Here is a 24886-nt window from a genome sequence, read left to right on the forward strand (position 1 = left end):
CTCGCCGGAGCGGGTAGGGCTAGTAGGGACACGTACAGGCAGGGACTCGTAACCGACACGGCCGGCTTTGGAGGCGCCGCACACCGCAGTGCACGCACGGCTCCGGCAGCCTCATTGCCGAGAACGATGGAGGACACCATGTCACCCCGGCTCGACGCCTCGCACGCCCACACGGCGACGTCGACACCCCCACCGGAACAACTGGATGCCATCGAGGGATTCTTCGCGGAACTCGGACTTCCGGAGATCCCCCCGTACGACGAGGTCGACGCGGTCGACGCGCGAGCCCTGTCCAAGACCCTCTTCGAGCGGCTGGAGTCGCTGGAGGAAGGCACGCACGAATATTCGTACGTCCGCAACACCCTCGTCGAGCTGAACCTCGCGCTGGTCAAGTTCGCCGCCTCCCGCTTCCGCTCCCGCAGCGAGCCGATGGAGGACATCATCCAGGTCGGCACCATCGGCCTGATCAAGGCGATCGACCGCTTCGAACTCTCCCGCGGCGTCGAGTTCCCCACCTTCGCGATGCCCACGATCATCGGCGAGATCAAGCGCTTCTTCCGCGACACGTCGTGGTCGGTACGCGTCCCGCGCCGCCTCCAGGAGCTCCGCCTCGACCTCGCCAAGGCGGGCGACGAACTGGCCCAGAAGCTGGACCGCGCCCCCACCGTCACGGAACTCGCGGAACGCCTCGGCCTGTCCGACGAGGAGGTCGTCGAGGGCATGGCGGCGTCCAACGCCTACACCGCCTCCTCCCTGGACGCGCAGCCCGAGGAGGACGAGTCCGAGGGCGCCCTGGCGGACCGCATCGGCTACGAGGACCACGGCCTGGAGGGCATCGAGTACATCGAGTCCCTCAAGCCCCTCATCGCCGAACTCCCGGCCAGGGACCGCACCATCCTCTCCCTCCGTTTCGTCGCGGGCATGACCCAGTCGGAGATCGGCGACGAGCTCGGGATCTCCCAGATGCACGTCTCCCGGCTGTTGTCCCGCACGCTCGTGCAGCTGCGCAGGGCCCTGACAGTGGAGGAATGACCCCGGCCGGACCGCCGCACCGCCGGGGCGACGGGGATCCCCCGCCCTCCTTCGCCCCCGCCCCGGCCCCGGTCCGTGACGTCTTTGGCCAAAGCTCCCCCGATACCGCGAGTCACACCCCAAACTGGCCGGTACGTCAGGAAGGACGGCCCGCGAGAAGGGGTGCACGATGGTCGAGGACATCGAGGGCGGTCCGCCCTCGGACACACGCCTGACCGAGCTCCTGCGCACCCCCACCGCCACCGCCTACCCCGCTCTCCAGGAACTCCGGGCCCGCCACCACCCGGCGGTCCTCGGCTACGCCCGCCTCTGCTCGGCCGGCGACGCGGCGGCCCGCCGGCTCACCGCGCAGACCTTCACCACCGCCGCCCGCGACATCGCGCGCGGCGCCGAGCCGGTCGTCCCCCTCCGCCACCACCTGCTCCTGCTCACCGCCCGGCTGGCCGCCGGCTGGTCCGGCGACGAGAACTCCGCCGCCCTCGACCCCACCCTCCTGCTGGTCCTGAACTCCTCGGGCGTCCCCGGCGGCCCGACCCCGCCCCTGCTCCCGGCGTTCCAGTCCCTGCCGTCCCGCACCCAGGGCCTGATCTGGTACGGCGTCCTGGACCAGGAGCCCGCCGAGCGGACCGCCACCTACCTCGGCCTGACCCCCGAGGACGTCCGGTACGACACCCCGCCCGCCCTCCAGTCCCTGGCCCAGGCCTGCCTGCGCGCCCGCCTGGCCGCCTCGGACGACCCGCGCTGCGCGGACTTCCGCCGCCTGATCGAGGAGTCGGTCCGCCCGGAGAACCCCCGGCACAGCCCCGACCTGCACGCGCACATGGCCCACTGCCCGCACTGCACGGCCGCGTTCGAGGACCTCACCGCGCTCCGGGACAGTCCCCGCGAGACCCTGGCCGAGGGCCTGCTGCCGTGGGCCGGCACGGCGTACGCACGCCACGATCCGACTCCACCACCGGCGCCGCCCGCCGCCCCCGGCCCGCACCGGCAGCGCCGCATGCCGTCCCGGCGCCTGCTCCTGACCTCCACGGCGCTGGGCGTGGCCCTCGTGCCGCTGCTGCTGTTCCTCGTGACCCACCAGGACACGGGGACCCCGGACCCGGCCGCGGCCACCCCACCGGCCCCGAGCACCCAGGTGACCGTGACGGCGACGGCGACCGTCTCGCCGGGGCCGTCCCGTGTCTCACCCACCCCCACGCCCAGCGCCAGTGCTATGTCACATACCCCCACCCGGTCCGCCCGTCCGACCCCCTCCCCCAGCCCCACCCCCAAGCCCCCGGGCACGTCCTACGCCCAGGTCGTGAACCTCGCCACCGCCCGCTGCCTGGACGTCCAGGACGCCGACTTCGACAACGGCACCGACGTCGTCACGGCCCCCTGCTCCGGCTCCGACACCCAGCGCTGGCGCGTCGACGAGTCCCGGGGCGTCCTGCAGTCCGCCGCGGACCCCGACTTCTGCCTGGACAGCCGGGGTTCGGTCGACAAGGGCGTCGGCATCTGGAGCTGCGACTCGGTGGACGGCGACCACGGCGACAACCTCCGCTTCACCGTGACCCCCGACGGCGAGATCCGCCCCGAGATAGCCCTCGAAACGGCCCTCACCCCGACCGGCGCCGACCAGCTCTCCCTGACCCCGGTGAACGACGGCACGGGCCAGCGCTGGCGGGCGGGGGCAGGCTGACTCAGCCGACGACCCGGACGCCCTTCCGCCACACCCCGCCGACCAGCGGCACCCCGGGCCGGTAGGCGAGGTGGACGTGGCTCGGGGCGTCCAGCAGGAGCAGGTCGGCGTGGGCGCCGGGGGTCAGGCGGCCGATGTCGGTCCTGCGGAGGGCTGCCGCGCCGCCTGCCGTCGCCGACCAGACCGCCTCGTCGGGGGTCATGTGCATGTCCCGGACGGCCAGGGCGATGCAGAAGGGGACGGAGGAGGTGAAGGACGAGCCGGGGTTGCAGTCGGTGGAGAGGGCGACCGTCGCGCCGGCGTCGAGGAGGCGGCGGGCGTCGGGCCATTCGGCGCGGGTGGAGAACTCGGCGCCGGGGAGCAGGGTGGCGACGGTCCCGCTGTTGGCGAGCGCGTCCACGTCCTCGGGCGTCAGGTGGGTGCAGTGGTCGGCGCTGGCCGCGTCGAGTTCCACGGCGAGCTGGACGCCGGGGCCGTAGGAGAGCTGGTTGGCGTGGATGCGCGGGGTCAGCCCCTTGGCCTTGCCCGCGGTGAGGATCGTCCGGGCCTGGTCGCCGTCGAAGGCGCCCTTCTCGCAGAAGACGTCGATCCAGCGGGCGTAGGGGGCGCAGGCGTCGAGCATCTCGCCGGTGACGAGGTCGACGTAGGCGGCCGGGTCGTCGGCGTGGTCGGGCGAGACGATGTGGGCGCCCAGGTACGTCACTTCGTCGGTGTGCCGGGCCGCGATGCGCAGGGCGCGGGACTCGTCGGCGACCGTCAGGCCGTAGCCGGACTTCGTCTCGAAGGTCGTGGTGCCCTGGCGGAGGGCCTCGGCGAGGTAGTGCGTGAGGTTCCGCTCCAGTTCCTCGTCCGTGGCGGCGCGGGTGGCCGCGACGGTCGTGCGGATGCCGCCCGCCGTGTAGGAGCGGCCGGACATGCGGGCGTTGAACTCCTGGGTGCGGTCGCCCGCGAAGACCAGGTGGGAGTGGGAGTCCACGAAGCCCGGCAGCACCGCCCGGCCGCCCGCGTCGACCCGATTGTCAGTGGCGGGTGCTTTGCTGGATTCACCGGTCCACACGACACGGTCGCCGTCGATGACGACGGCCGCGTCCTGGATCAGACCGAGAGGGGAGTTGTCACCGAGGGAGGGGTCGTTGGTGACCAGCGTGGCGATGTTGGTGATGGCGGTGCTGCTGCTCATGATGGCCTCGTCGGAGTCCTTGTGGGGGCTGGTCGTCAGGTGCGGAGGGCCTCGACGGCCCGCGCGAGGGCCTGCGGCACGTCGGGGACGAGGGTGTGCGCGCCGTCGCGTACGACATGACGGCCGCCGACGACCGTGTGCCGTACGTCGGCCGCCGTCGCGGCGAATACGGCCGTCTCGGCGCCGAGTCGCGGTACCGGCCCCGCCGTTCTGACGGAGTCCAGCGCGATCGTCGTGAGGTCGGCGAGCATGCCGGTCTCGATGCTGCCCGCGTCCTGCCAGCCGAGGGCGGCGTGGCCGTCGGCGGAGGCGGCGCGCAGCAGGGCGGCGGCCGTCCAGTGGCCCCGGGTGCGGGTGCGCAGCCGCTCGTTCAGCTCCATCGCGCGCGCCTCTTCGAGCAGGTCGATGACGGCGTGGCTGTCGGAGCCGAGGGAGAGCGGGGAGCCGGCGTGCTGCAGGGCGACGGCCGGTCCGATGCCGTCGGCCAGGTCGCGCTCGGTGGTCGGGCACATGCAGGTGCCGGTGCCGGAGCCGCCGAGCAGGGCGATGTCCTCGTCCGTGAGGTGGGTGTTGTGGACGCCGGTGGTGCGCGGGCCGAGGACGCCGTGGTCGGCGAGCAGCCGGGTGGGCGTGCGGCCGTGGGCGGCCAGGCAGGCGTCGTTCTCCGCCGTCTGCTCGGACAGGTGGACGTGCAGCGGGGCCCGCCGCTCCTCGGCCCAGCCGGCCACGGTCGCCAGCTGCCCGGCGGGCACGGCCCGTACCGAGTGGATGGCCGCCCCGATCCGTGCGTGATCCCGTTCCTTGAGAACTGAACACCGTTCGGCCCAGGACTCCGCGCTGCCGTCGGAGAAGCGTCGCTGGTGGGCGTTGGGCGGCTCGCCGAAGCCGGAGGAGAGATAGGCGGTGTCGAGGAGGGTGATGCGGATACCGGCGTCGGCCGCCGCCGCGATCAGCGCCTCGCCCATGGCGTTGGGGTCGGCGTACCGGGTGCCGCCGGGGGCGTGGTGGACGTAGTGGAACTCGCCGACGCAGGAGACGCCCGCCAGCGCCATCTCGGCGTACACCGCGCGGGCGAGTGCGTGGTAGGTCTCCGGGGTCAGCTCGTCGGCGAAGGTGTACATCAGCTCGCGCCAGGTCCAGAAGGTCCCCGAGCCGACCTGGACGGTGCCGCGCAGGGCGCGGTGGAAGGCGTGCGAGTGGGCGTTGGCCAGGCCGGGCAGGGTGAGGCCGCGCAGCACCTCGGCGCCCGGCGGCGGCACCGGCACCTCGGTCCGCACCGCCGTGATCCGGCCGTCGGCCACCTCCACGGCGACGCCCGGCTCGACGTGCGTGTCCAGCCAGGCGTGCTCCAACCAGTACGTCGTCCGTGTCGTCACGCGCAGGCCAGCCCTTCCAGTACGTCGGCGAGTGCGCTCACCCCGGCCACGCAGTCGTCCTCGGCCGCGAACTCGGCCGGGGAGTGCGAGACGCCGGTGGGGTTGCGCACGAACAGCATGGCGGTCGGGATGCTCCCCGAGAGGATCCCGGCGTCGTGTCCGGCACCGGTGCCGAGGACGGGCACGGTGAGACCGGTGTCGCGGCCGAGGATGCGGCCCAGCTCGTCGCGCAGGGCGTGGTCGAACTCCACGACCGGCGTGAACGACTCGCGGACCACGTCCAGGTCGATGCCGTGCGCCTCCGCGTACTCCCGGGCCGCCTTCTCGATGCCGCCGACGACGGTGTCGAGGGTGGCCTGGTCGGCGGCGCGGGAGTCGAGCCAGCCGCGCACCAGGGAGGGGATGGCGTTGACGCCGTTCGGCTCGACGGCGATCTTGCCGAAGGTGGCGACGGCACCGGCGAGTTCGGCCTCGCGGCGGGCGGCGAGCACGGTCTCGGCGTACGACAGCATGGGGTCGCGCCGGTCCACCAGCCGCGTCGTGCCGGCGTGGTTGGCCTCGCCGCGGAAGTCGAACCGCCAGCGTCCGTGCGGCCAGATGGCACTCGCGATGCCGACGCGGTCGCCGGACAGGTCCAGCGCCCGGCCCTGTTCGACGTGCAGTTCGACGAAGGCGCCGATGCGGGCGAGCCGTTCGGGGTCGGGCCCGATGGCGTCGGGGTCGTAGCCGGCGGCCTCCATGGCCTGCGGGAGCGTGATGCCGTCGCCGTCGGTGAGCCGGTGGGCCTGCTCGACGGTCAGGTGCCCCGCGGTCAGCCGGGACCCGACGCAGGCGAGCCCGAACCGGGCGCCCTCCTCGTCGCCGAAGTTGACGATGGCGAGGGGCCGGGTGAACGCGGCTCCCCTCCCCCGGAGTTCGTCGAGCGCGGCGAAGGAGGACACGACGCCGAGGGGGCCGTCGAAGGCGCCGCCGTCCGGCACGGAGTCCAGGTGCGAGCCGGTGACGACGGCGTCCCCGGCCGCCGGGTCCCCGAGCCAGGCCCACTGGTTCCCGTTCCGGTCGACCTCGTACGCCAGCCCGCGCCCCTCGGCCTGCTCCCGGAACCACGCCCGGCACTCACCGTCGGCCCCGGTCCAGGCGAACCGCCGGTAGCCCCGGGAGTCGGCGTGCCGGCCGACGGGAAGCAGCTCCCGCCACATGGAATGGAAGGAGGCCGCGCTACTCCCCGAACCCTGTCCAGGCTGTACACCAGGCTGTGGGCAGTCGTTCCGCAGGGCGGAACGACTGCCCACAGCCGCACCCGCACCCGCACCCGCACCCGGCGACGAGAGCTCGGCCCCCACCGAAGAGTCCCCGTTCGTCACGCCGACTCGCCCTCGCGCATCGGCACCCGCACGCCCCGCTCCTCCGCGACCGACTCCGCGATGTCGTACCCCGCGTCCACGTGCCGGATGACACCCATCCCGGGGTCGTTGGTCAGCACCCGGCGGATCTTCTCGCCGGCGAGCTTCGTACCGTCGGCGACGGTCACCTGCCCGGCGTGGATGGACCGGCCCATGCCGACCCCGCCGCCGTGGTGGATGGAGACCCAGGACGCGCCCGACGCCACGTTGACCATCGCGTTCAGCAGCGGCCAGTCGGCGATCGCGTCGGAGCCGTCCAGCATGGCCTCGGTCTCGCGGTAGGGGGAGGCGACGGAGCCGCAGTCGAGGTGGTCGCGGCCGATGGCCAGCGGCGCGGCCAGCTCGCCGCTCGCGACCATGTCGTTGAACCGGTCGCCGGCCTTGTCCCGCTCGCCGTAGCCGAGCCAGCAGATACGCGCGGGCAGGCCCTGGAAGTGGACCCGCTCCTGGGCCATCTTGATCCAGCGGGCGAGGGACTCGTTCTCCGGGAACAGGTCGAGGATCGCCTTGTCGGTCTTGGCGATGTCCGAGGCCTCGCCGGACAGGGCCGCCCAGCGGAAGGGGCCCTTGCCCTCGCAGAAGAGCGGGCGGATGTAGGCGGGGACGAAGCCGGGGAAGGCGAACGCCCGGTCGTATCCGGCCAGTTGTGCCTCGCCGCGGATGGAGTTGCCGTAGTCGAAGACCTCGGCGCCGGCGTCCATGAAGCCGACCATGGCCTCGACGTGGCGGGCCATGGACTCGCGGGCGCGGGTGGTGAAGCCGGCCGGGTCCTTGGCGGCGGCGTCGGCCATGTCCTCGAAGGCGACGCCGACCGGCAGGTACGACAGCGGGTCGTGGGCCGAGGTCTGGTCGGTGACGATGTCGATCGGGGCGCCCTCGGCGAGCATCCGCGGCAGCAGCTCGGCGGCGTTGCCCAGCAGGCCGACGGAGAGCGGGCGGCGGGCGTCCCGGGCCTCGGTGGCCAGCTGGAGGGCGTGCTCCAGGCTGTCGGCCTTCACGTCGAGGTAGCGGTGCTCGATGCGGCGCTCGATGGCGCGCGGGTCGCAGTCGATACAGATCGCGACGCCGTCGTTCATGGTGACGGCGAGGGGCTGGGCGCCGCCCATGCCGCCGAGGCCGGCGGTGAGGGTGATGGTCCCGGCGAGGGTGCCGTTGAACTTCTTCGCGGCGACGGCGGCGAAGGTCTCGTAGGTGCCCTGGAGGATGCCCTGGGTGCCGATGTAGATCCAGGAGCCGGCGGTCATCTGGCCGTACATGGTGAGGCCGAGGGCCTCCAGGCGGCGGAACTCCTCCCAGTTGGCCCAGTCGCCGACGAGGTTGGAGTTGGCGATGAGGACGCGCGGGGCCCACTCGTGGGTCTGCATGACGCCGACCGGGCGGCCGGACTGGACCAGCATGGTCTCGTCCTGCTTGAGGGTGCGCAGGGTGCGGACCATGGCGTCGAAGGAGCGCCAGTCGCGGGCGGCCTTGCCGGTGCCGCCGTAGACGACGAGCTTGTCGGGGTGCTCGGCGACCTCGGGGTCCAGGTTGTTCTGCAGCATCCGCAGGGCGGCTTCCTGCTGCCATCCCAGGGCGCTCAGTTCCGTACCGCGCGGCGCTCGTACGGGGCGGGGTCCTGACATGGTCTGCCTCCTAGCGGATCCGGGATCAACGGCCAGTGAAGTGTTCCTGCGGTTATTCACATCCTGACTCTCTGAATAGAACTAGTCAATACATCCGGTCCGCCAGCACGGCCGCGTTCCGGATGTTTCGCTGGACGTATGGGCCTCAAGGGTGCGGACGATGACAAGTCGGGGGACGTCGTGGACGGGTGCAGGGACCGATACCGGGACGGGAACGGGGACGACGGCGAGCGGGGCGGGCGGCGGGACGACGCCGTGCGGGCGGCGGTGGAGCAGGGACTGCTGGGGCCGGACGCGCCGATCGTAGGCCTGCTGGACGTGGCGGGCATCCGCGCGTCGGCCGCGGCGCTGCGCCGGGCGTTCGGGGCGGTCGCGGCACCGGGCACCGCGATCCTGCACGCCTTCGCGGTGAAGGCGAACCCGCTGGTCCCGGTGGTGCGGCTGCTGGCCGAGGCCGGTCTGGGCGCCGAGGTGGCCAGCGCCGGCGAGCTGGCGCTGGCGCGGGCGGCCGGGACGCCCGCGGAGCGGATCGTGTTCGACGCGCCCGCGAAGACGGCGGCGGAGCTGCGCGAGGCGCTGGCGCTGGGCGTGGCGGTGAACGCGGACAACCCGCAGGAGCTCCGGCGCCTCGACGCCCTCGTGAGCGCGGGCGGCACCTCCTCGCCGCTCGGGATCCGGGTGAACCCGCAGATCGGGGCCGGGACGATCGGGGCCACCTCCACCGCGACCGCGACCTCGAAGTTCGGGGTGGGGCTGCGGGACGAGGGGGCCCGGGAGTGGGTCGTACAGGCGTTCACGGAGCGGCCGTGGCTGACGCGGCTGCATGCGCACACCGGGTCGCAGGGGATCTCGCTGTCGCTGCTGGCGCGGGGCGTGGCGGAGACGTACGCGCTGGCCGAGGAGATCAACGCGCGGGCCGGGCGGCGGCAGGTCGACACCCTCGACATCGGGGGCGGGCTTTCGGTCAACTTCGCGTCGGAGGCGACGGAGCCGACGTTCGCGCAGTACGCGCGGCTGCTGGCCGAGGCGGTGCCGGGGCTGTTCGACGGGCGGTACGGGCTTGTGACGGAGTTCGGGCGGTCGCTGCTGGCCCGGCACGGCACGGTGGTGGCCCGGGTGGAGTACGCGAAGAGCTCCGGCGGGCGGCGGATCGCGGTGACGCACGCGGGGGTGCAGGTGGCGCCGCGGACGGTGTACGTGCCGGGGGCGTGGCCGCTCCGGATCGCCGCGTACGACGCGAAGGGGCGACCCAAGGAGGGGGCGCCGGTGGTGCAGGACGTGGCGGGGCCGGCCTGTTTCGCGGGCGACCTGCTCGCCGAGGGGCGTCTGCTGCCGCCGCTGGAGCAGGGCGACCTCGCGGCGGCGCTGGACACCGGGGCGTACTACTTCGGCAGCCACTACTCCTACAACTCCCTTGCCCGGCCCGGGGTTTACGGCTTCGCGCCGGACGGCGGCGGGGGCGTGGCGTTCGCCGTCGTACGGGAGCCGCAGACGGTCGCCGAGGTCGTGGCCGAATCCGGAGGGGCGCACGTCGACGCGCTCACCACCCTGCACGCAACCGGAAGCCGTTGAGACACCTCGGACAGCACGGATCAACTGGTGCGAAACGCAGCTCAGTTGACCAACACTAGTCTGCCGGGCGCATGTTCCACTGGAAAATGCCAAACGACTCACCCCTCCCGCACACGTTGCGTAGTGTCTGCGTCACTCAACCGGAGAGCCACGCGGCGGGAGGGGAGCCACGGTGCCCGGAATCGACGAGTGCTTACTTGAAGCGATGCGGCTGCCCGGGGCCCGGGGCGCCGCGTTGGTCGACTGGACCAGCGGGCTGGCCCTGGGCACGGTCGGCGAGGCGCCCGGCGGTGACCACGAGACCACCGCCGCGGAGGCCGCCGAGCTGGCCCGGCTGGCCGCCGAGCACGGGGCGTTCAGCACGGAGGACGACACCGAGGTGAGTCCTCCGGTGGAGGACCTGATCGTCAGCAACCGGGACAGCTACCACCTGCTGCGGTTCGTGGTCACGTCCTTCGACGCCACCGTGTTCCTGCATCTGTGGCTGACCCGCGAGGACGGCAATCTCGCCCTCGCCCGGATCCGTCTCGGCGAGATGGCCGAGCGGCTGGTGCTGGGATGACCGTGGTCGAGACGCCGCCGCCGCTGCCGGTCCGCGACCGGACGGCCCTGCAGGAGAGAGCGCCCGGCGCGCTCTCCCCGATGCTGATACGCCTCGCCGAGGAGCGGGCCACCGGTGTGCTGGTCCGCGAACACGGCACCCTGCACCTGGCCGAGGGCCGCGTGGTGCACGCCGAGAGCCCGCTCGCCCCCGGCCTCGACGTGCTCCTCACGGCCCGCGGCACGCTCGACGCGGCGGCCTGGCCCTGGACCGACGACATACCCGCCGCCATCCGCCGGCTGCTCGCCGCCGGCCTGCTGCCGAGGGGCGCCCTGGAGGTGTGCAGGCTCAACGCCCTGTACGACGCCGGGTACTTCGCGCTGGCGCCCAGCAGCACCCCGGGCCGGTTCCGGTACGGCACCACGGCGGCCGTCAGCCCGCTGAGCGCGGTCCCCGTCACCGCCCTGGAGCGCGAGACCCTGCGCCGCCGCGAGCTGCTGCACCGCATCTGGCCCGACCCGTCGGCCGACGGCACCCCGCTGATCCGCGCCGACCCGGTCGCACCACCGCCGGTCACCCCCCGGCAGCGGGCGGTCCTGGACCGGGTGGACGGTGTCCGCACGGCCCCGCAGATCGCCCGGGAGCTGGGCCGGCCGGCCTTCCACACGCTGGTGGACGTACGGCGGCTGGCGGCGGCCGGACTCCTCGCCCCGAGGAACGCCGCGCCCGTCCCGCCCCCGCTTCCCCCGGTCACCGACCCCGACATCGCGCTGCTGAAGAGGCTCAGGGATGCGCTGGAGGCCCTTTGAACGGCACCGCCCCGCCGAGAGGAGACAGCTGATGGCGGCAGAACCCGGCAGCTCCGACAGAGAGGCCGTCCTCGACGAACTGCGCCGGTTACGTACCCGGATGCCCCAGCTCACCGGAGCCCTCGCGGCCGGGGTCGACGGCCTGGTCGTCGCCCACGACTGCCCGGGCGTCGACCCGGAGGGGCTCGCCGCGCTCACCGCGGCCGAGCTCGGCGTCGCCGTCCGGGTCTCCGACGCCACCGGCAAGGGCGAGCTCAAGGAGCTGCTGGTGCGCGGCGAGGACGGCTATGTCGCCACCTACGCGGCCGGCCGCAGCGCCGTGCTCACGCTGCTCGCCGAGGACCGGGTGAACGTCGGCCGGCTCCACCTGGAGGGCCGCCGGGCCGCCGCCCGGATCGGCGAGGTGGTCGACGCCGCCGAGGCCGCCGCCAAGGCCCTGCGCCCGGCCCGCACCACAGCCACACGGACCAGAACCGCACGCACGCCGCGTACCAGCACCACCACCGACGCGCGCACCGCAACCGACAGTTGAGAGGAACCAGAAAGTCATGGCCAACACCGAAACCGCGCTGAAAGAGTGCCTGACCTCCATCGAGGGCGCCACCGGCGTGGCGCTCGTCGACTACACCAGCGGGATGGCGCTGGGCACGATGGGCGGCAGCAAGTCCTTCGACCTGAACGTGGCCGCGGCCGGCAACACCGACGTGATCCGCGCCAAGATGCGCACCATGGAGCACCTCGGCCTCAAGGGCGACATCGAGGACATTTTGATCACGCTCTCCAACCAGTACCACCTGATCCGGCTGCTCAAGGGCCGGGGCGGCAACGGCCTCTTCCTCTACCTGGTGCTCGACCAGGCCCGCGCCAACCTGGCGATGGCCCGGCACCAGCTGAAGCGGATCGAAGAGGACCTGGAGGTCTGAGCGACCCTCAGACCAGTGCCGCGGTGCGGCGGCGGGCCCCGCCCGGGGCCGCGTCGCCCGCCGCGATGCCGGTACCGCGGTAGGCCCTGACGGCCTTGCGGGCCGGGCCGCCGCCGCGCTTGTCGAGCCAGTCGACGCGCAGCCACACGAGCTGTTCGCCGGTCTTCTCCCGGCGGCCCAGCCAGGCCGCCTTCAGGCGCAGCCCGGTGCCGGTCCCGGCGAGCAGCATGCCGCCCGCCGCGGGCACCACGAAGGCCGAGCCGAGGGCGACGGCGAAGGCCGACAGCAGCCACCAGCGGTGCCCCCGGCGCCAGTTCCGCACGGTCACCGCCCGGTCCTGGAGCACGTCGTGCTTGCCGGCCCGGGCGGCCCCGTGCACCAGGGCGGTGTACCGCTTGCGGCGGGTGAGCGCCACGACGGCGGCGCCGACGACGAACAGTGCGGCCCCGGCCATGACGCCGATGCGGCGTCCGGTGAACCCCGGCGGCAGCACCCCGACGCCCGCGGCGAACACCCCGCACCACCACAGCGGCGCGGCCCCGGCCCGTACCACCACGGCCACCCGGGCCAGTCCCTGTCCGCCGCGCCCTTCCCGTACCCCACGCGCCATGTCCGCGGCCTCCTCGCCGGTGTCGGTCCAGTCCGTACGGCGGGACGCTAACCAGCGAACGTGAGACGAGCCTTAAAGAACCTTTCGGTGCGGATTCACTCCACGAACAGCCCGCGCGCCGCCGCCCGTGTGTCGAACTCCTCCAGGCGGGCCTGCGCGTCCGGCAGGTCGTCGCACATCGCCTCCAGGAGCACCCGGCCGAGCAGCATCGGCGCGCACGCCGTGTCGAAGGCGAGTCCGGTGCCGACGGCGGCCGGCAGCAGCAGGTCGGAGACCTTGGCGACGGGCGCGAAGGCCGAGTCGGCGACGGTGACGACGGTCAGCCCGGCCTCCTTCGCGTACCCGAGGGTGTCGACGACCTCGCGCGGATGCCGGGGCAGCGCGAAGCAGAGCAGCGCCGAGGCACCGGCGAGGACGGCCGCGTCGATCCGGTCGTGGATCATGGTGCCGCCCTCGTTGAGCAGCCGTACGTCCGGATGCACCTTGGCGGCGAAATAGGCGAAGCCGTACGCCTGCGAGGCGGCGGCGCGCAGGCCGAGCACCGGCAGCGGCCGGGAGGCGGCGAGCAGCCGGCCGGCCTGCTGCACCGGACGCGGGTCGGCGAGCACCTCGGCGAGGTGCCGCAGGTTCTCGATCTCGGCCTCGACGGCCTGCTGGTACTCGTTGTACGACCCGTTGCCCGCCGCCTGCTCGGGGGGCACGACCTCGCGCAGGTGCCTGCGCAGTGCCGGATAGCCGTCGAAGCCGAGGGCGACCGCGAACCGGGTGACGGAGGGCTGGCTGACCCCGGCGAGGTCGGCCAGCTCCACGCTGGACAGGAAGGGCACGTCGGCAGCGCGCCGCACCATGCTGTGCGCGATGCGCCGCTGGGTCGGCGTGAGCCGGTGCCCTTCGAAGAGCGCCTGCAAGCGAGTCGCAGGGCTGTCGGTCACGTTCATGACGTGCTCCCCCTCCAGATGTCCGTGAACCGGTCGAGCAGCCCGGCCGCCGCGGTGACGTCGTCCGTGAGCGGCCGGTCGGCCGGGTCCGCCTCCAGCGCCGCCTCGGCGAGCTCCAGCGCCCGCCCGGCCCCGAGCCCGGGGTCGGGACGCAGCTCGCGCTGGCGCAGCGCCCGTACGGCGGCGACGAGTTCGCAGCCGACCACCAGACGGTACGCACGGCAGGCGCGCAGCGTTTGACGGGCGGCGAGCGAGGCGAAACTGGCCTGCTCCTCGACGCCTCGGGAGAGTACAGCGTGCCCGAGGGAGGCGGGCGCGGAGAAGGCGCGCAGATCGCCGAGGGCGGCGCCGGCGGCGTACTCCAGGATCATCACGCCGGAGGAGGCGGGCTCCTGGTCGGCGAGGAAGGGGCGCAGACGGGTGAAGGCGGGCTCGTTGAGGGAGGAGAGGCGGGACGTGGACAGGCGCGCGACCTGGGTGACGGCGAGCCGGAAGTGGTCCAGGGCGAGGGCGAGTTGGGCCTGGTAGAAGCCGCCGTGGTGGTAGGCGGCCAGGTCCTCGGCGGAGATGAGCGGGTTCTCGGCGGCGGCGTTGATCTCGATGGCGAGGACCTGCTCCAGGGCGTCGGCGGCGTCGTGGGCCGGGCCGTGGATCTGGGGCAGGCAGCGGAAGCCGTAGGGGTCCTGGATCCGGCCGAGCGGCGGGGTCGGCCGGTCGGCGGCGCCGATCAGCTCCCGCATCCGGCGGGCGACCTCGACGCTGCCCCGGTGCGGGCGGGCCGCGTGCACGGGCGCCGCGAAGGCCTCGTGGGAGCCGTCGACGGCGAGCAGCGACAGGGCCGCCACCACCTGGGTGGCCTCGATCAGCCCGCGCAGTTCGTGCAGGGCGAGCGCCGACTGGCCGAGGGTGAGGGCGTTGCTGCTGATCAGGGCGAGGGCGTCGTTGTTGTCCAGCGGCTGGGCCTCCGGCGCCCCTGAGCCCCGCCAGGGGTGCTCCCCCACCAGGGCGAGGCCCACCTGGGCGAGCGCCGCGATGTCCCCGGTGCCGACCGAGCCGAACTCGTTGACGACCGGGTACGCGCCCGACTCCAGCGCCTCGCACAGGGCGGTGACCACGCTCGGCCGCAGTCCGGCGCCGCCCGCCAGCAGCTGGTTGGCGCGTACCGCGAGCATCGCGCGCACCTGCCGGGCGGGCAGTTCGTCGCCGATCGCCCCGGCGTGGCTGCGCAGCAGCCGCAGTCCGTGTCCGGCGGCGGCCTCGCTGGGGACGTCCTCGTTCCGGTTGGCGCCGACGCCGGTGGAGCGGCCGTAGACGCGGCCGGTCGCGGCGATCTGCCGGGCGGCGTTCCAGGACTCCTCCGCGCGGCGCATCGCCTCGGTGCCGGGGACCGGGCGGGCGGTGCCGTCGGCGAGGCGTACGACGTCCTCGACGCCCAAGCCGATGCCGTCGAGGACCACCAAGCCGGAATGTGTAATTCCGAGAGCGTCCAAGATATGAGACGACATCACGCCCAAACCTCCCTCAATCCGGACACTCGATCTTGTACACCGGTCATCCGTTACCTCGGATTAACGCGAGACCGTTGACAACCTATTCACCTACCGAGAACTCTGCATGACGTTATACAGCCGGGCAAGGGACATCTCATGATCCAGTTCGATGCGGTCCACAAGCGCTTCCCCAACGGCACGACAGCAGTCCACGATCTCTCCCTGGAGATGCCGGAGGGCGGGGTCACCGTCCTGGTCGGCTCCTCCGGTTGCGGCAAGACCACCACCCTGCGGATGATCAACCGGATGGTCGAGCCGACCTCCGGCACGATCAAGGTGAACGGCAAGGACGTCACCGAGCAGGACGCCGCCGAACTGCGCCGGTCCATCGGGTACGTCATCCAGCAGGCCGGCCTCTTCCCGCACCGCACGGTGCTGGACAACGTCGCCACCGTCCCGCTGCTGCTCGGCTGGAACCGGAAGAAGGCCCGCGCCCGCGCCGCCGAACTCCTGGAGACCGTCGGCCTCGCCGCCGACGCCGGCAAGCGCTACCCGCACCAGCTCTCCGGCGGCCAGCAGCAGCGCGTCGGCGTGGCCCGCGCGCTCGCCGCCGACCCGCCCGTCCTGCTGATGGACGAGCCGTTCGGCGCCGTCGACCCGGTGGTCCGCACCCAGCTCCAGGACGAACTGCTCCGGCTCCAGAAGGAGTTGAACAAGACCATCGTCTTCGTCACGCACGACGTCGACGAGGCCGTCCGGCTCGGCGACCGGATCGCGATCTTCCGCACCGGCGGCCACCTCGTCCAGTGCGCCCCGCCCGCCGAGCTGCTGGCCCGGCCCGCCGACGACTTCGTGGCCGACTTCCTCGGCGCCGAACGGGGCCTGAAGCTGCTCTCCCTGCAGACCCTCGCCGGCGTCCCGCAGGGCCCCGCGCCCCAGGGCGGCACCTGGACCCTCGCCCTCGACGCGGCCGGCAAGCCCCTGCACTGGGCCGCGAAGGACGCCGAACTCCCCGTACGGCCGCTGCGGGACGAGGACTCCCTGCTCGCGGCGCTCGACGAGTCGATCGCGTCCCCCACCGGACTCGTCGCCCGCGTCGACGCGGACGGCAGGCTCACCGGCGTCTCGTCCCGCGACGACATCCACGTGCACGCCGGCCAGGCGCACAGCGCGGCCCGGGAGGTGGCGGCATGACCGTCGACTGGTCGTGGATCGGCGACCACACCGACGACCTCACCTCCCTCACCCTCTCCCACCTCCAGGCGGCGATGACCGCGGTCTTCTTCGGCCTGGTGATCTCGCTGCCGCTCGCGGTGGTCGCCCACCGGGTCCGCCCGCTGCGCGGCTTCCTGCTCGGCCTGTCCAACGTGCTCTTCACGATCCCCTCGATCGCGATCTTCGTGCTGCTGCTCCCGATCAGCGGCCTGACCCGCACCACCACCGTCATCGGCCTGACCGTCTACACCCTGGTCGTGCTGCTCCGGAACACGGTCGAGGGCCTGGACTCGGTCCCCGCGAAGACCAAGGAGGCGGCGAAGGCGATGGGCACCCGCCCGCTGCGCACGCTCCTCACCGTCGAACTCCCGCTCGCCCTCCCGGTGATCATGGCGGGGGTCCGGATCGCCACGGTCATGTCCATCTCGCTGGTGAGCGTCGCCACCTACATCGGCGACGGCGGCCTCGGCCAGCTCTTCACCGACGGCTTCCAGCGCGACTTCCCGACCCCGGTGATCGTGGGCGTGGTCCTCACGATCCTGCTCGCGGTGGTCGCGGACGCCCTGCTGGTGGCCCTCCAGTACGTACTGACCCCGTGGCGGCGGAGGCGAGCCTGACATGTTCGAACTCTTCAAGAACCTCGGCACCTGGCTGACCAGCGGTTCCCAGTGGGCCGGGCAGGACGGCATCGCCCACCGGCTCGCCGAGCACCTCCAGTACTCGCTGCTCGCGACCCTCATCGCCGCCGCGATCGGCCTCCCGCTCGGCCTGCTGATCGGCCACACCGGCAAGGGCGCGTTCGTCGCCATCAACCTGGCGTCCTTCGGCCGCGCCCTGCCGACCGTCGGCCTGGTGGTCCTGGTGTTCCTCGCGGGCGGCCTGTCGATGCTGCCGGTGTACGTGGCGCTGGTCGCCCTCGCCGTCCCGGCGATCGTCACCAACACCTACGCCGGTATGACCGCCGTCGACCCGGACGTGAAGGACGCGGCCCGCGGCCAGGGCATGCGCGGCCACCAGGTCCTCCTCCAGGTCGAACTGCCGCTCGCGCTCCCCCTGATCATGACGGGTCTGCGCCTCGCGCTCATCCAGGTCGTGGCCACGGCCACCATCGCCGCCTACGTCTCCTTCGGCGGTCTCGGCCGCTACGTCTTCGACGGGCTCGCCCAGCGCGACCTCGTCCAGGTGCTCGGCGGCGCGGTGCTGGTCGCGGTCGTCGCCGTCGTCCTCGACCTGCTGCTGAGCAGCCTCCAGCGCTTCCTCTTCCGCCACCGCACTGCCTAGGGAACCCGAGATGAACCGTCGAACCCTCCTCGGTGGCCTGCTCGCCGCCGGCTCCGTCCCCGCCCTCGCCGCCTGCTCCAGCGGCATCACCTCGCTGAACGAGAGCAGCGGCTCGACCGCCGGCGGCGGCTCCAGCAAGGGCGGCATCACCATCGGCACCGCCAACTTCACCGAGAACCAGGTGCTCGGCTACCTCTACGCGGCCGTACTGGAGCAGGCCGGCGTGAAGGTGAAGGTCCGCCCCAACCTCGGCACCCGGGAGATCGTGATCCCCGCCCTCAAGGCCGGCGACATCGACCTGCTGCCCGAGTACCAGGGCGCCCTCCTCAACTACCTCGCCCCCAAGGACGCCTCCGCCGAGCCGGGCACCATGCAGAACGCCCTCACCCTGGCGCTGCCCGCCGGCCTCCAGGTGCTGCCGTACGGGCAGGCCGCCGACTCCGACTGCTTCGTCGTCACCCGGGCCACCGCCCGGAAGTACGGTCTGACCTCGCTCGCCGACCTCGCCAAGCAGAACGGCAAGCTGGTCATCGGGGCCGCGCCCGAGGTGAAGAAGCGCCGGGTCGGCGCGATCGGGCTGCAGGAGGTGTACGGCGTCGAGTTCAAGGAGTTCAAGTCGCTCGACTCGGACGGTCCGCTGGTCAAGGGCGCGCTGAAGAAGGGCGACGTGGACGTGGCGAACCTGTTCACCACCGACACCGACATCACCGCCAACGACTGGGTGGTGCTGACCGACCCGAAGAACCTGATCCCCAGCCAGCACATCGTCCCGCTGATCGCCGACCGCAAGGCCGACGACACCGTCCGCAAGGCCCTCGCCAAGCTCGGCAACGTCCTCACCACCGAGCAGCTCACCCAGCTCAACAGCCAGGTCGACAACGACAAGAAGGACCCGGAGGACGTGGCGGCCGCGTACGCGAAGCAGCACGGGCTGGCCTGACGGCCGCTCGCCGCCCGGGTCGGTATCGCACGGGCGATGATCCGCCCAAGAGCCGTTAAACCGACACCGAGCGTAACGTTTCCGCCGCGTACAGTGATGAGCACCAGATGGGAACCATCAGCGCCAGCACCTGAGGAAGCGACATGGCCTCGAACCCCAGGGCCCTTCCGACGGCCACCGCCGTCGGCGCACCGGCCGTCGCCCTCTCGCCGGCGGCCGTCGTCCCCGACTCGGCGAGCGCGGCCCTCGACGAACTGCTCCAGGGCAACCGGCGGTACGCCACCGGCCGCGCCCGCCGCGGCCTGGCCGCCGCACCGCGCCCGTTCGCGGTGGTGCTCGGCTGCGTCGACTCCGAGGCCGCCCCGGAACTCGTCTTCGACCAGGGCCTCGGCGACCTGCTCACCATAAGGACCGCAGGCCAGGTGCTGGACGAGGCGGTGCTCGGTTCCCTCCAGTACGGCGTGCAGGAACTGCGCGTCCCGCTGGTCGTGGTCCTCGGGCACGAGGGCTGCGAGGCCGTCGCAGCCACCCTCGCCCTGCTGCGCACCGGCGCGCCCGTCCCCGGCCACCTGGAACTCCTCGCCGCCGAGATCGCCCCGGCCGCCCGCCGCACCAGGGCGCTGGACGGCGACTGGGCCGAGCACGCCATGCGGGCCCAGACCGTGTGGGCGCGGGACGCGATCCGGGCGGACCCCGGGTTCGCGGGGGCCTCGGTGGTCGCGGCCCGCCTCGACGCCGGCAGCGGGCTGGTCTCGCTGCTGCCCTGAGGGCGGACCCCCCGCCGGATCCGGGGGATTGCCCCAGTGCGGCGGGCTCCCGCGGCCCCTACCGTGGACGCCATGACGGACGTTCACGACACCGACCTGAAGAAGGACCTCGCCGCGACCCTGCACGCCCGCAGGGACCTGGGGCCGGAGTACGAGTCGGAACTGGTCGACTCCTTCCTGGAGAAGATCGACCAGCGCATCGACACCGCCGTCGAGCGCCGACTGCGCCGGGGCCTGGCCGAGCAGCAGATGCAGGCGGCCCGAGGGGCCCGCAGGTCGAAGGGCACCGACTCCTGGGGCGAGCGCTTCGGCTTCGGGATCGTCTCGCTGGTGCTGGCGATCCCGCTCTCGGCGATCAGCGGCGCGTTCGGCGGGATGACCGGCGTGATCGTCACCTGGATCGGCATCGTCGGCGTCAACACGACCCAGGCCGTCCGCCTCAACCCCGGCCTGTTCCACCGGGCCGACCGCGACCCCGAGGACTGACCCGGGGACCGGCCCGGGTCCGGGCCGCCTCACACCTGCCGGGTCGGCTGGACGACGACCTGCCGCAGGTTGACGTTCCGGGGACGGCTCACCACGTAGCCGACCAGGTCGGCGAGGTCCTCGGCGGCCAGCGCGCCCATCCCGTCGAACATGCCCGCCACCTGCTCGCGCAGCTCCTCGCCTTCGATGTGCGTGCCGAGCTCGGTGTCCGTCAGCCCCGGCTCGACGTTGGTGACCCGCACGTCACGCGGCCCGAACTCGGCGCGCAGGGACTGCGAGAGGAAGCTGACGGCGGCCTTGGTGGCGCCGTACACCGCGAAGGTGGGGAAGACGACGTGCGCGCCGATCGACGACACGTTGACGAGATCCGCGGTACGGCCCTCGGCCGCCGCCTCCACGAGGTCCCCGGTGAAGGCCCGCAGCACCCGCAGCACCCCGGTCACGTTGGTGTCGAGCATGCGCTGCCACTCGTCGATACGGCCGTGGTCCACCGGGTTCGGCAGCATGACGCCGGCGTTGTTGACGACCAGGTCGACGCTTCCGTAGGCCGCGTGCACGGCGTCGGCCGCCGCCTGCACGGAGGCGTCGTCGGTGACGTCCGCGACCACGGCGAGGGCCTCCCCGCCGTTCGCCCGGATCTTCGCCACGACCGTCTCCAGCCGGTCCGCGCGCCGGGCGAGCAGCGCCACCCGGGCCCCCGACCCGGCCAGCCGCTGGGCGACGGCCGCCCCGATCCCGCTGGCGGCGCCGGTGACGACGGCGGTACGGCCGGACAGGTTGTCGTACGACATGAGGTACTCCCTGATGAAGTGCCGCCGGGACCGCCCCGGTGGCGTGTCTCCACACTCGCCGGGGCCGGGCGGCCTACCCAGGGCTGAGCTTTTCCTGGGTCTGGCAGAACCAGGTTGGGCGGGCGCGACTCCCCTACGATCGAACCCATGGACGGGGAACTCGGAGACTTCCTGCGCTCGCGCCGCGCCCGCATCCAGCCCGAGGAGGTGGGGCTGCCCTCGCACGGCCGGCGCCGCGTACCGGGCCTGCGCCGCGAGGAGGTGGCGCAACTGGCCGGGGTGAGCGTCGACTACTACATCCGGCTCGAACAGGGCCGGGGTCCTGGGGGCCCCTCCCGGACGAAGTCTGGGGGAGTGTCGGACGCCGTGCTCGACGCCATCGCCCGGGTCCTGCGCCTGGACGAGACCGAGCACGCGTATCTGCTCACGGTGGCCCGCCCGCAGCGCAAGGGCACCGGGCGCCCGTCCCGGCCCCGGATCCGCCCCGGCGTACAGCTGCTGCTGGACGGCATGGAGCGGACGCCCGCGTTCGTGCTCGGCCGCAGGATGGACGTGCTGGCCTGGAACACGCTCGGCGACGCGGTCAACGGGTTCAGCGCCCTGGCGCCGGCCGAGCGGAACATCCCGCGCCAGGTCTTCCTCGACGCGGCGGCCGGGGACTTCTACCCGGACTGGGCCGCCGTCGCCGCCCAGGCCGTCGCCAACCTGCGCATCGACGCGGGCCGGCACCCCGACGACCCCCTCATGGCCGCGCTGGTCGGCGAACTCTCCGTGAAGAGCACGGACTTCCGCCGGCTGTGGGCGGACCACGAGGTCAAGGAGTGCGCGTACGGCATGAAGCGGATCCAGCATCCGGTGGCGGGCCTGCTGACCCTCCCCTACGAGACCCTCACGGTCCCGACCGACCCGGACCAGACGATCGTGGCGTACACCCCGGAGCCGGGCTCGGAGACGGCGGAACGGCTGACGCTGCTGGGCAGTTGGGCGACGACGGCACGAACCGGGAAGTGAGCCGGGAAGCGGGCCGGGAAAAGTAATGCGCGGGGACCGCCGCACCCCCTAAAAGGGGGGCGGGACGACGGCGGTCCCCGCGAGGGACATGGACCGGGTCAGGGCCGGGTCTCACGTCCGGGCGTCCATGGAGGTCCGGGAGCCGCTCCGGAGGTCCTTGGACGTTCGGTGCCGGCCGGGACGGGGAGCCGCTCCCGCCCTGCCGACACCCACTAATCTGCCGGACCCGTGTTAAGCGGGTGCTGCGCGCACGTGACACGCTCGTACCACTTCCGCGAAGTCCACCACTTGGACAGGAAACAGCAAGTTCCCCGGGGTCACGGGCCGTTCACCGGAGGTTCGCTACTGCTTGCCGCCCTTGGCGAGAAACGCCAGCAGGTCCTGCCGGCTGATCACGCCGGTGGGCTTGCCCTCGACGAGGACGATCGCGGCGTCGGCCGTGCCCAGCACCGTCATCAGGTCGCCGACCGGCTCGCCGGAGCCGACCTGGGGCAGCGGGGCGCACATGTGCTTCTCCAGCGGGTCCTCCAGGGAGGCGCGCTTGCTGAACAGCGCGTCGAGCAGCTCGCGTTCGACGACCGAGCCGACGACCTCGGCGGCCATCACGTCCGGGTGGCCGGCGCCGGGCTTGACGACGGGCATCTGCGAGACGCCGTACTCGCGCAGCACCTCGATGGCCTGCCCGACGGTTTCGTCCGGGTGCATGTGGACGAGGGAGGGGATGGAGCCGCCGGCCTTGTCGCTGAGCACGTCGCCGACGCGGGCGCTCGGGCCCTCGTCCTCCAGGAAGCCGTAGTCGGCCATCCACTCGTCGTTGAAGATCTTGCTGAGGTAGCCACGGCCGCTGTCCGGGAGGAGGACCACGACCACGTCGTCCGGGCCGAGCCGCTCGGCCACCCGCAGGGCGGCCACGACCGCCATGCCGCAGGAGCCGCCCACCAGCAGCCCCTCCTCCTTGGCCAGCCGCCGGGTCATCTGGAAGGAGTCCTTGTCGGACACGGCGACGATCTCGTCGGCCACGGTCCGGTCGTAGGCGGTCGGCCAGAAGTCCTCGCCGACGCCCTCGACGAGGTAGGGCCGCCCGGAGCCGCCGGAGTACACGGACCCCTCCGGGTCGGCGCCGACCACCTGGACGCGGCCGTCACTGGCGTCCTTCAGGTAGCGCCCGGTGCCGGAGATCGTCCCGCCGGTGCCGACGCCCGCCACGAAATGGGTGATCTTCCCCGCCGTCTGCTCCCACAGCTCGGGGCCGGTGGAGTGATAGTGCGAAAGGGGGTTGTTCGGGTTGGAGTACTGGTCCGGCTTCCACGCGCCGGGCGTCTCACGGACCAGCCGGTCGGAGACGTTGTAGTACGAGTCCGGGTGCTCCGGGTCCACGGCCGTGGGGCAGACCACGACCTCCGCGCCGTACGCCCGCAGCACGTTGATCTTGTCGGTGCTCACCTTGTCGGGGCACACGAAGATGCACTTGTACCCCTTCTGCTGGGCCACGATCGCAAGCCCGACCCCGGTGTTCCCGCTGGTCGGCTCGACAATCGTCCCGCCGGGCCGCAACTCCCCGCTCTTCTCCGCGGCCTCGATCATCCGCAGCGCGATGCGGTCCTTCACGGACCCGCCCGGGTTGAAGTACTCGACCTTGGCGAGCACGGTGGCCTGGATGCCCTGGGTGACGCTGTTGAGTCTCACCAGCGGGGTGTTGCCGACGAGACTGATCATCGAGTCGTGGAATCGCACCGTTGTCTCCGGTTGCTTGCAAAAGGTGTGGTCCTAGTGGTGTGGCCAGCCTAGGGCCTGTCCGGCGGGTCAGGTCGCAGGAAAGTAACCGCACCCATCAGCGCAGGTGAGCGGGGTGTGGTGCGTGCAGCTGCAAGGCGGAGGAGGGAGTCGACGCGGAGCGTCGGCGAGTGACGACAATGCGGCAGATGTGCGTGCCACACCCCGCGTCTGCGACAGGACCCGCCGGACAGGCCCTGGGCCCCGCTCCGGAGGTTCACTCCCCGTTGAGATTGACGCACGGGCTGTACGGGGCAAGGAGTGGATGAGCGGCAACGAGGAGGTGGCGGCGACGCATGACGAACATGTCGAGGGCGCGGGTGGCCCGGCGGATCGCGGCCGGGGCGGCGTACGGCGGCGGCGGGGTCGGGCTGGTCGGCGCGGCCGCGGTGGGCCTGGTGCTGGCCGAGGTGCGGATGGCCAGGACGGCGGTGCACAACGGCAACAGCGGCGGCCGGGTGCCGGTGGCGGACGGCCGTTACGGCGTCGGCTACGACGCCTCCAACGAGCCGCCCATCCGCCTGACCATGCTCGGCGACTCCACGGCCGCCGGGCAGGGCGTGCACCGCGCGGCCCAGACACCGGGCGCACTGCTGGCGTCCGGTCTCGCGGCGGTCGCGGAACGCCCGGTGGACCTCACCAACGTGGCCCTGCCCGGCGCCCAGTCCGACGACCTGGACCGCCAGGTCGCCCTGGTGCTGGGCACGGCCTCGCCCGTCCCCGACGTCTGCGTGATCATGATCGGCGCCAACGACGTCACCCGCCGCATGCCGCCGACCCGCTCGGTCCGCCACCTCTCGGCGGCCGTCCGGCGGCTGCGCACGGCGGGGGCCGAGGTGGTGGTCGGCACCTGTCCCGACCTGGGCACGATCGAGCCGGTACGGCAGCCGTTGCGCTGGCTGGCCCGGCGGGCGTCCCGGCAGCTGGCGGCGGCCCAGACGATCGGCGCGGTGGAGCAGGGCGGGCGCACGGTGTCGCTGGGCGACCTGCTCGGCCCCGAGTTCGCGGCCAACCCGCGTGAGCTGTTCGGCCCCGACAACTTCCACCCCTCGGCGGAGGGGTACGCCACCGCGGCGATGGCGGTGCTGCCGACGGTCTGCGCGGCGCTCGGGCTCTGGCCGGCGGAGGAGGAGCGTCCCGACGTCTCCCGCCGCGAGGGTTTCCTGCCGGTCGCCCGGGCCGCGGCGGAGGCGGCGGCCGAGGCCGGCACGGAGGTCACGGCGGCGATGCCGACGGGGCCGCGTGGGCCGTGGGCCCTGCTGAAGCGCCGGCGGCGCCAGCACGTGGAGGCGCTTCCGTCCGACCCGGCTTCCGAGGAGGCGAGGTCTCGGGCGGGCAGCACCGACTAGGGCGGGGGTGGCCCGGGGGGCGCTTGCCGGCGCTGGCCGGGTGCCCGCAGCTGGGCTTTCAGGGGCGCGGGGAACTGCGCGAGCAACCCCCACCGG

At 72.9% G+C, this 24886-nt stretch carries 24 protein-coding genes; 15 read left to right on the top strand and 9 right to left on the bottom strand.

Annotated features, from left to right (window positions below):
* Window positions 1-138: 138 nt before the first annotated feature.
* Together ACGF5O_RS38155 and ACGF5O_RS38160 are read left to right on the top strand one after the other, a co-directional pair.
* Window positions 139-1032 (top strand): RNA polymerase sigma factor SigF, encoded by an 894-nt coding sequence (locus ACGF5O_RS38155; RefSeq protein ID WP_362600197.1) that lies wholly within the window; start codon window positions 139-141, stop codon window positions 1030-1032.
* A 169-nt stretch (window positions 1033-1201) separates the two neighbouring features.
* Window positions 1202-2713 carry an RICIN domain-containing protein gene (locus ACGF5O_RS38160; protein WP_393814516.1) on the top strand — a complete coding sequence of 504 codons (1512 nt, stop codon included), beginning with the start codon at window positions 1202-1204 and terminating at the stop codon, window positions 2711-2713.
* Between the two features lies 1 nt (window position 2714).
* On the opposite strand, the gene hutI is transcribed toward ACGF5O_RS38160, so the two are convergent.
* From hutI to hutU, 4 genes are all read right to left on the bottom strand, one after another.
* Window positions 2715-3893 (bottom strand): imidazolonepropionase, encoded by a 1179-nt coding sequence (hutI, locus tag ACGF5O_RS38165; RefSeq protein ID WP_393814517.1) that lies wholly within the window; start codon window positions 3891-3893, stop codon window positions 2715-2717.
* 35 nt (window positions 3894-3928) lie between these two features.
* Complete coding sequence (locus ACGF5O_RS38170; RefSeq protein ID WP_393814719.1) at window positions 3929-5275, bottom strand: formimidoylglutamate deiminase; 1347 nt, start codon at window positions 5273-5275, stop codon at window positions 3929-3931.
* Complete coding sequence (locus tag ACGF5O_RS38175; protein WP_393814518.1) at window positions 5266-6468, bottom strand: allantoate amidohydrolase; 1203 nt, start codon at window positions 6466-6468, stop codon at window positions 5266-5268. The genes ACGF5O_RS38170 and ACGF5O_RS38175 overlap by 10 nt, the downstream gene beginning before the upstream one ends.
* Before the next feature lie 161 nt (window positions 6469-6629).
* The gene (gene hutU, locus ACGF5O_RS38180) at window positions 6630-8294 is read right to left on the bottom strand and encodes a urocanate hydratase (RefSeq protein ID WP_393814519.1); all 1665 of its coding nucleotides are present in this window, start codon (window positions 8292-8294) and stop codon (window positions 6630-6632) included.
* A 138-nt stretch (window positions 8295-8432) separates the two neighbouring features.
* Here hutU and ACGF5O_RS38185 point away from each other — a divergent pair, with 138 nt between their 5' ends.
* From ACGF5O_RS38185 to ACGF5O_RS38205, 5 genes are all read left to right on the top strand, one after another.
* The gene (locus ACGF5O_RS38185) at window positions 8433-9866 is read left to right on the top strand and encodes a diaminopimelate decarboxylase (RefSeq protein WP_393814520.1); all 1434 of its coding nucleotides are present in this window, start codon (window positions 8433-8435) and stop codon (window positions 9864-9866) included.
* 172 nt (window positions 9867-10038) lie between these two features.
* A complete protein-coding gene (locus ACGF5O_RS38190) occupies window positions 10039-10428 on the top strand; it encodes a hypothetical protein (protein WP_046731666.1) in 390 nt (129 codons plus the stop codon).
* Window positions 10425-11216: a transcriptional regulator gene (locus ACGF5O_RS38195; RefSeq protein ID WP_393814521.1), complete on the top strand. Its 792-nt coding sequence runs from the start codon at window positions 10425-10427 to the stop codon at window positions 11214-11216. The genes ACGF5O_RS38190 and ACGF5O_RS38195 overlap by 4 nt, the downstream gene beginning before the upstream one ends.
* Window positions 11217-11247: 31 nt before the next feature.
* Entirely contained in the window at window positions 11248-11748 is a 501-nt protein-coding gene (locus tag ACGF5O_RS38200; RefSeq protein WP_393814522.1) for a roadblock/LC7 domain-containing protein, read from the top strand.
* Between the two features lie 16 nt (window positions 11749-11764).
* Entirely contained in the window at window positions 11765-12139 is a 375-nt protein-coding gene (locus tag ACGF5O_RS38205) for a hypothetical protein (protein WP_355717317.1), read from the top strand.
* Window positions 12140-12146: 7 nt separating this feature from the next.
* Here ACGF5O_RS38205 and ACGF5O_RS38210 read toward each other — a convergent pair whose 3' ends face one another.
* The 3 genes from ACGF5O_RS38210 to ACGF5O_RS38220 form a co-directional block, all read right to left on the bottom strand.
* A complete protein-coding gene (locus tag ACGF5O_RS38210; protein ID WP_393814523.1) occupies window positions 12147-12749 on the bottom strand; it encodes a hypothetical protein in 603 nt (200 codons plus the stop codon).
* Between the two features lie 95 nt (window positions 12750-12844).
* Complete coding sequence (locus tag ACGF5O_RS38215; RefSeq protein WP_362600215.1) at window positions 12845-13687, bottom strand: MurR/RpiR family transcriptional regulator; 843 nt, start codon at window positions 13685-13687, stop codon at window positions 12845-12847.
* Complete coding sequence (locus ACGF5O_RS38220; protein ID WP_393814524.1) at window positions 13684-15192, bottom strand: aromatic amino acid ammonia-lyase; 1509 nt, start codon at window positions 15190-15192, stop codon at window positions 13684-13686. Before ACGF5O_RS38220 ends, ACGF5O_RS38215 begins: the two co-directional genes overlap by 4 nt.
* Window positions 15193-15333: 141 nt before the next feature.
* Between ACGF5O_RS38220 and ACGF5O_RS38225 the strand changes: the two genes are divergently transcribed.
* The 6 genes from ACGF5O_RS38225 to ACGF5O_RS38250 all read left to right on the top strand — a co-directional run bounded on the left by ACGF5O_RS38225 (window position 15334) and on the right by ACGF5O_RS38250 (window position 19866).
* The gene (locus ACGF5O_RS38225) at window positions 15334-16371 is read left to right on the top strand and encodes an ABC transporter ATP-binding protein (protein ID WP_393814525.1); all 1038 of its coding nucleotides are present in this window, start codon (window positions 15334-15336) and stop codon (window positions 16369-16371) included.
* On the top strand, window positions 16368-17009 hold the full coding sequence (locus tag ACGF5O_RS38230; protein ID WP_362600220.1) for an ABC transporter permease: 642 nt from the start codon (window positions 16368-16370) through the stop codon (window positions 17007-17009). Before ACGF5O_RS38225 ends, ACGF5O_RS38230 begins: the two co-directional genes overlap by 4 nt.
* 1 nt (window position 17010) lies before the next feature.
* Window positions 17011-17673: an ABC transporter permease gene (locus ACGF5O_RS38235; RefSeq protein ID WP_393814526.1), complete on the top strand. Its 663-nt coding sequence runs from the start codon at window positions 17011-17013 to the stop codon at window positions 17671-17673.
* A 10-nt stretch (window positions 17674-17683) separates the two neighbouring features.
* A complete protein-coding gene (locus ACGF5O_RS38240) occupies window positions 17684-18613 on the top strand; it encodes an ABC transporter substrate-binding protein (protein ID WP_393814527.1) in 930 nt (309 codons plus the stop codon).
* A 143-nt stretch (window positions 18614-18756) separates the two neighbouring features.
* A complete protein-coding gene (locus tag ACGF5O_RS38245; RefSeq protein ID WP_393814528.1) occupies window positions 18757-19380 on the top strand; it encodes a carbonic anhydrase in 624 nt (207 codons plus the stop codon).
* A 72-nt stretch (window positions 19381-19452) separates the two neighbouring features.
* Complete coding sequence (locus ACGF5O_RS38250) at window positions 19453-19866, top strand: hypothetical protein (RefSeq protein WP_393814529.1); 414 nt, start codon at window positions 19453-19455, stop codon at window positions 19864-19866.
* Between the two features lie 29 nt (window positions 19867-19895).
* Here ACGF5O_RS38250 and ACGF5O_RS38255 read toward each other — a convergent pair whose 3' ends face one another.
* Window positions 19896-20657, bottom strand: coding sequence for an SDR family oxidoreductase (locus ACGF5O_RS38255; RefSeq protein ID WP_393814530.1), 762 nt, complete (start codon window positions 20655-20657; stop codon window positions 19896-19898).
* Window positions 20658-20804: 147 nt separating this feature from the next.
* Between ACGF5O_RS38255 and ACGF5O_RS38260 the strand changes: the two genes are divergently transcribed.
* The gene (locus ACGF5O_RS38260; protein WP_393814531.1) at window positions 20805-21668 is read left to right on the top strand and encodes a helix-turn-helix transcriptional regulator; all 864 of its coding nucleotides are present in this window, start codon (window positions 20805-20807) and stop codon (window positions 21666-21668) included.
* Between the two features lie 342 nt (window positions 21669-22010).
* On the opposite strand, the gene ACGF5O_RS38265 is transcribed toward ACGF5O_RS38260, so the two are convergent.
* Window positions 22011-23402 carry a cystathionine beta-synthase gene (locus ACGF5O_RS38265; RefSeq protein ID WP_393814532.1) on the bottom strand — a complete coding sequence of 464 codons (1392 nt, stop codon included), beginning with the start codon at window positions 23400-23402 and terminating at the stop codon, window positions 22011-22013.
* A 335-nt stretch (window positions 23403-23737) separates the two neighbouring features.
* Between ACGF5O_RS38265 and ACGF5O_RS38270 the strand changes: the two genes are divergently transcribed.
* A complete protein-coding gene (locus tag ACGF5O_RS38270) occupies window positions 23738-24790 on the top strand; it encodes an SGNH/GDSL hydrolase family protein (protein ID WP_393814533.1) in 1053 nt (350 codons plus the stop codon).
* The last annotated feature ends 96 nt before the right edge of the window (window positions 24791-24886 follow it).

The sequence above is a fragment of the Streptomyces sp. NPDC048291 genome (assembly GCF_043201715.1).
GTDB lineage: Bacteria > Actinomycetota > Actinomycetes > Streptomycetales > Streptomycetaceae > Streptomyces.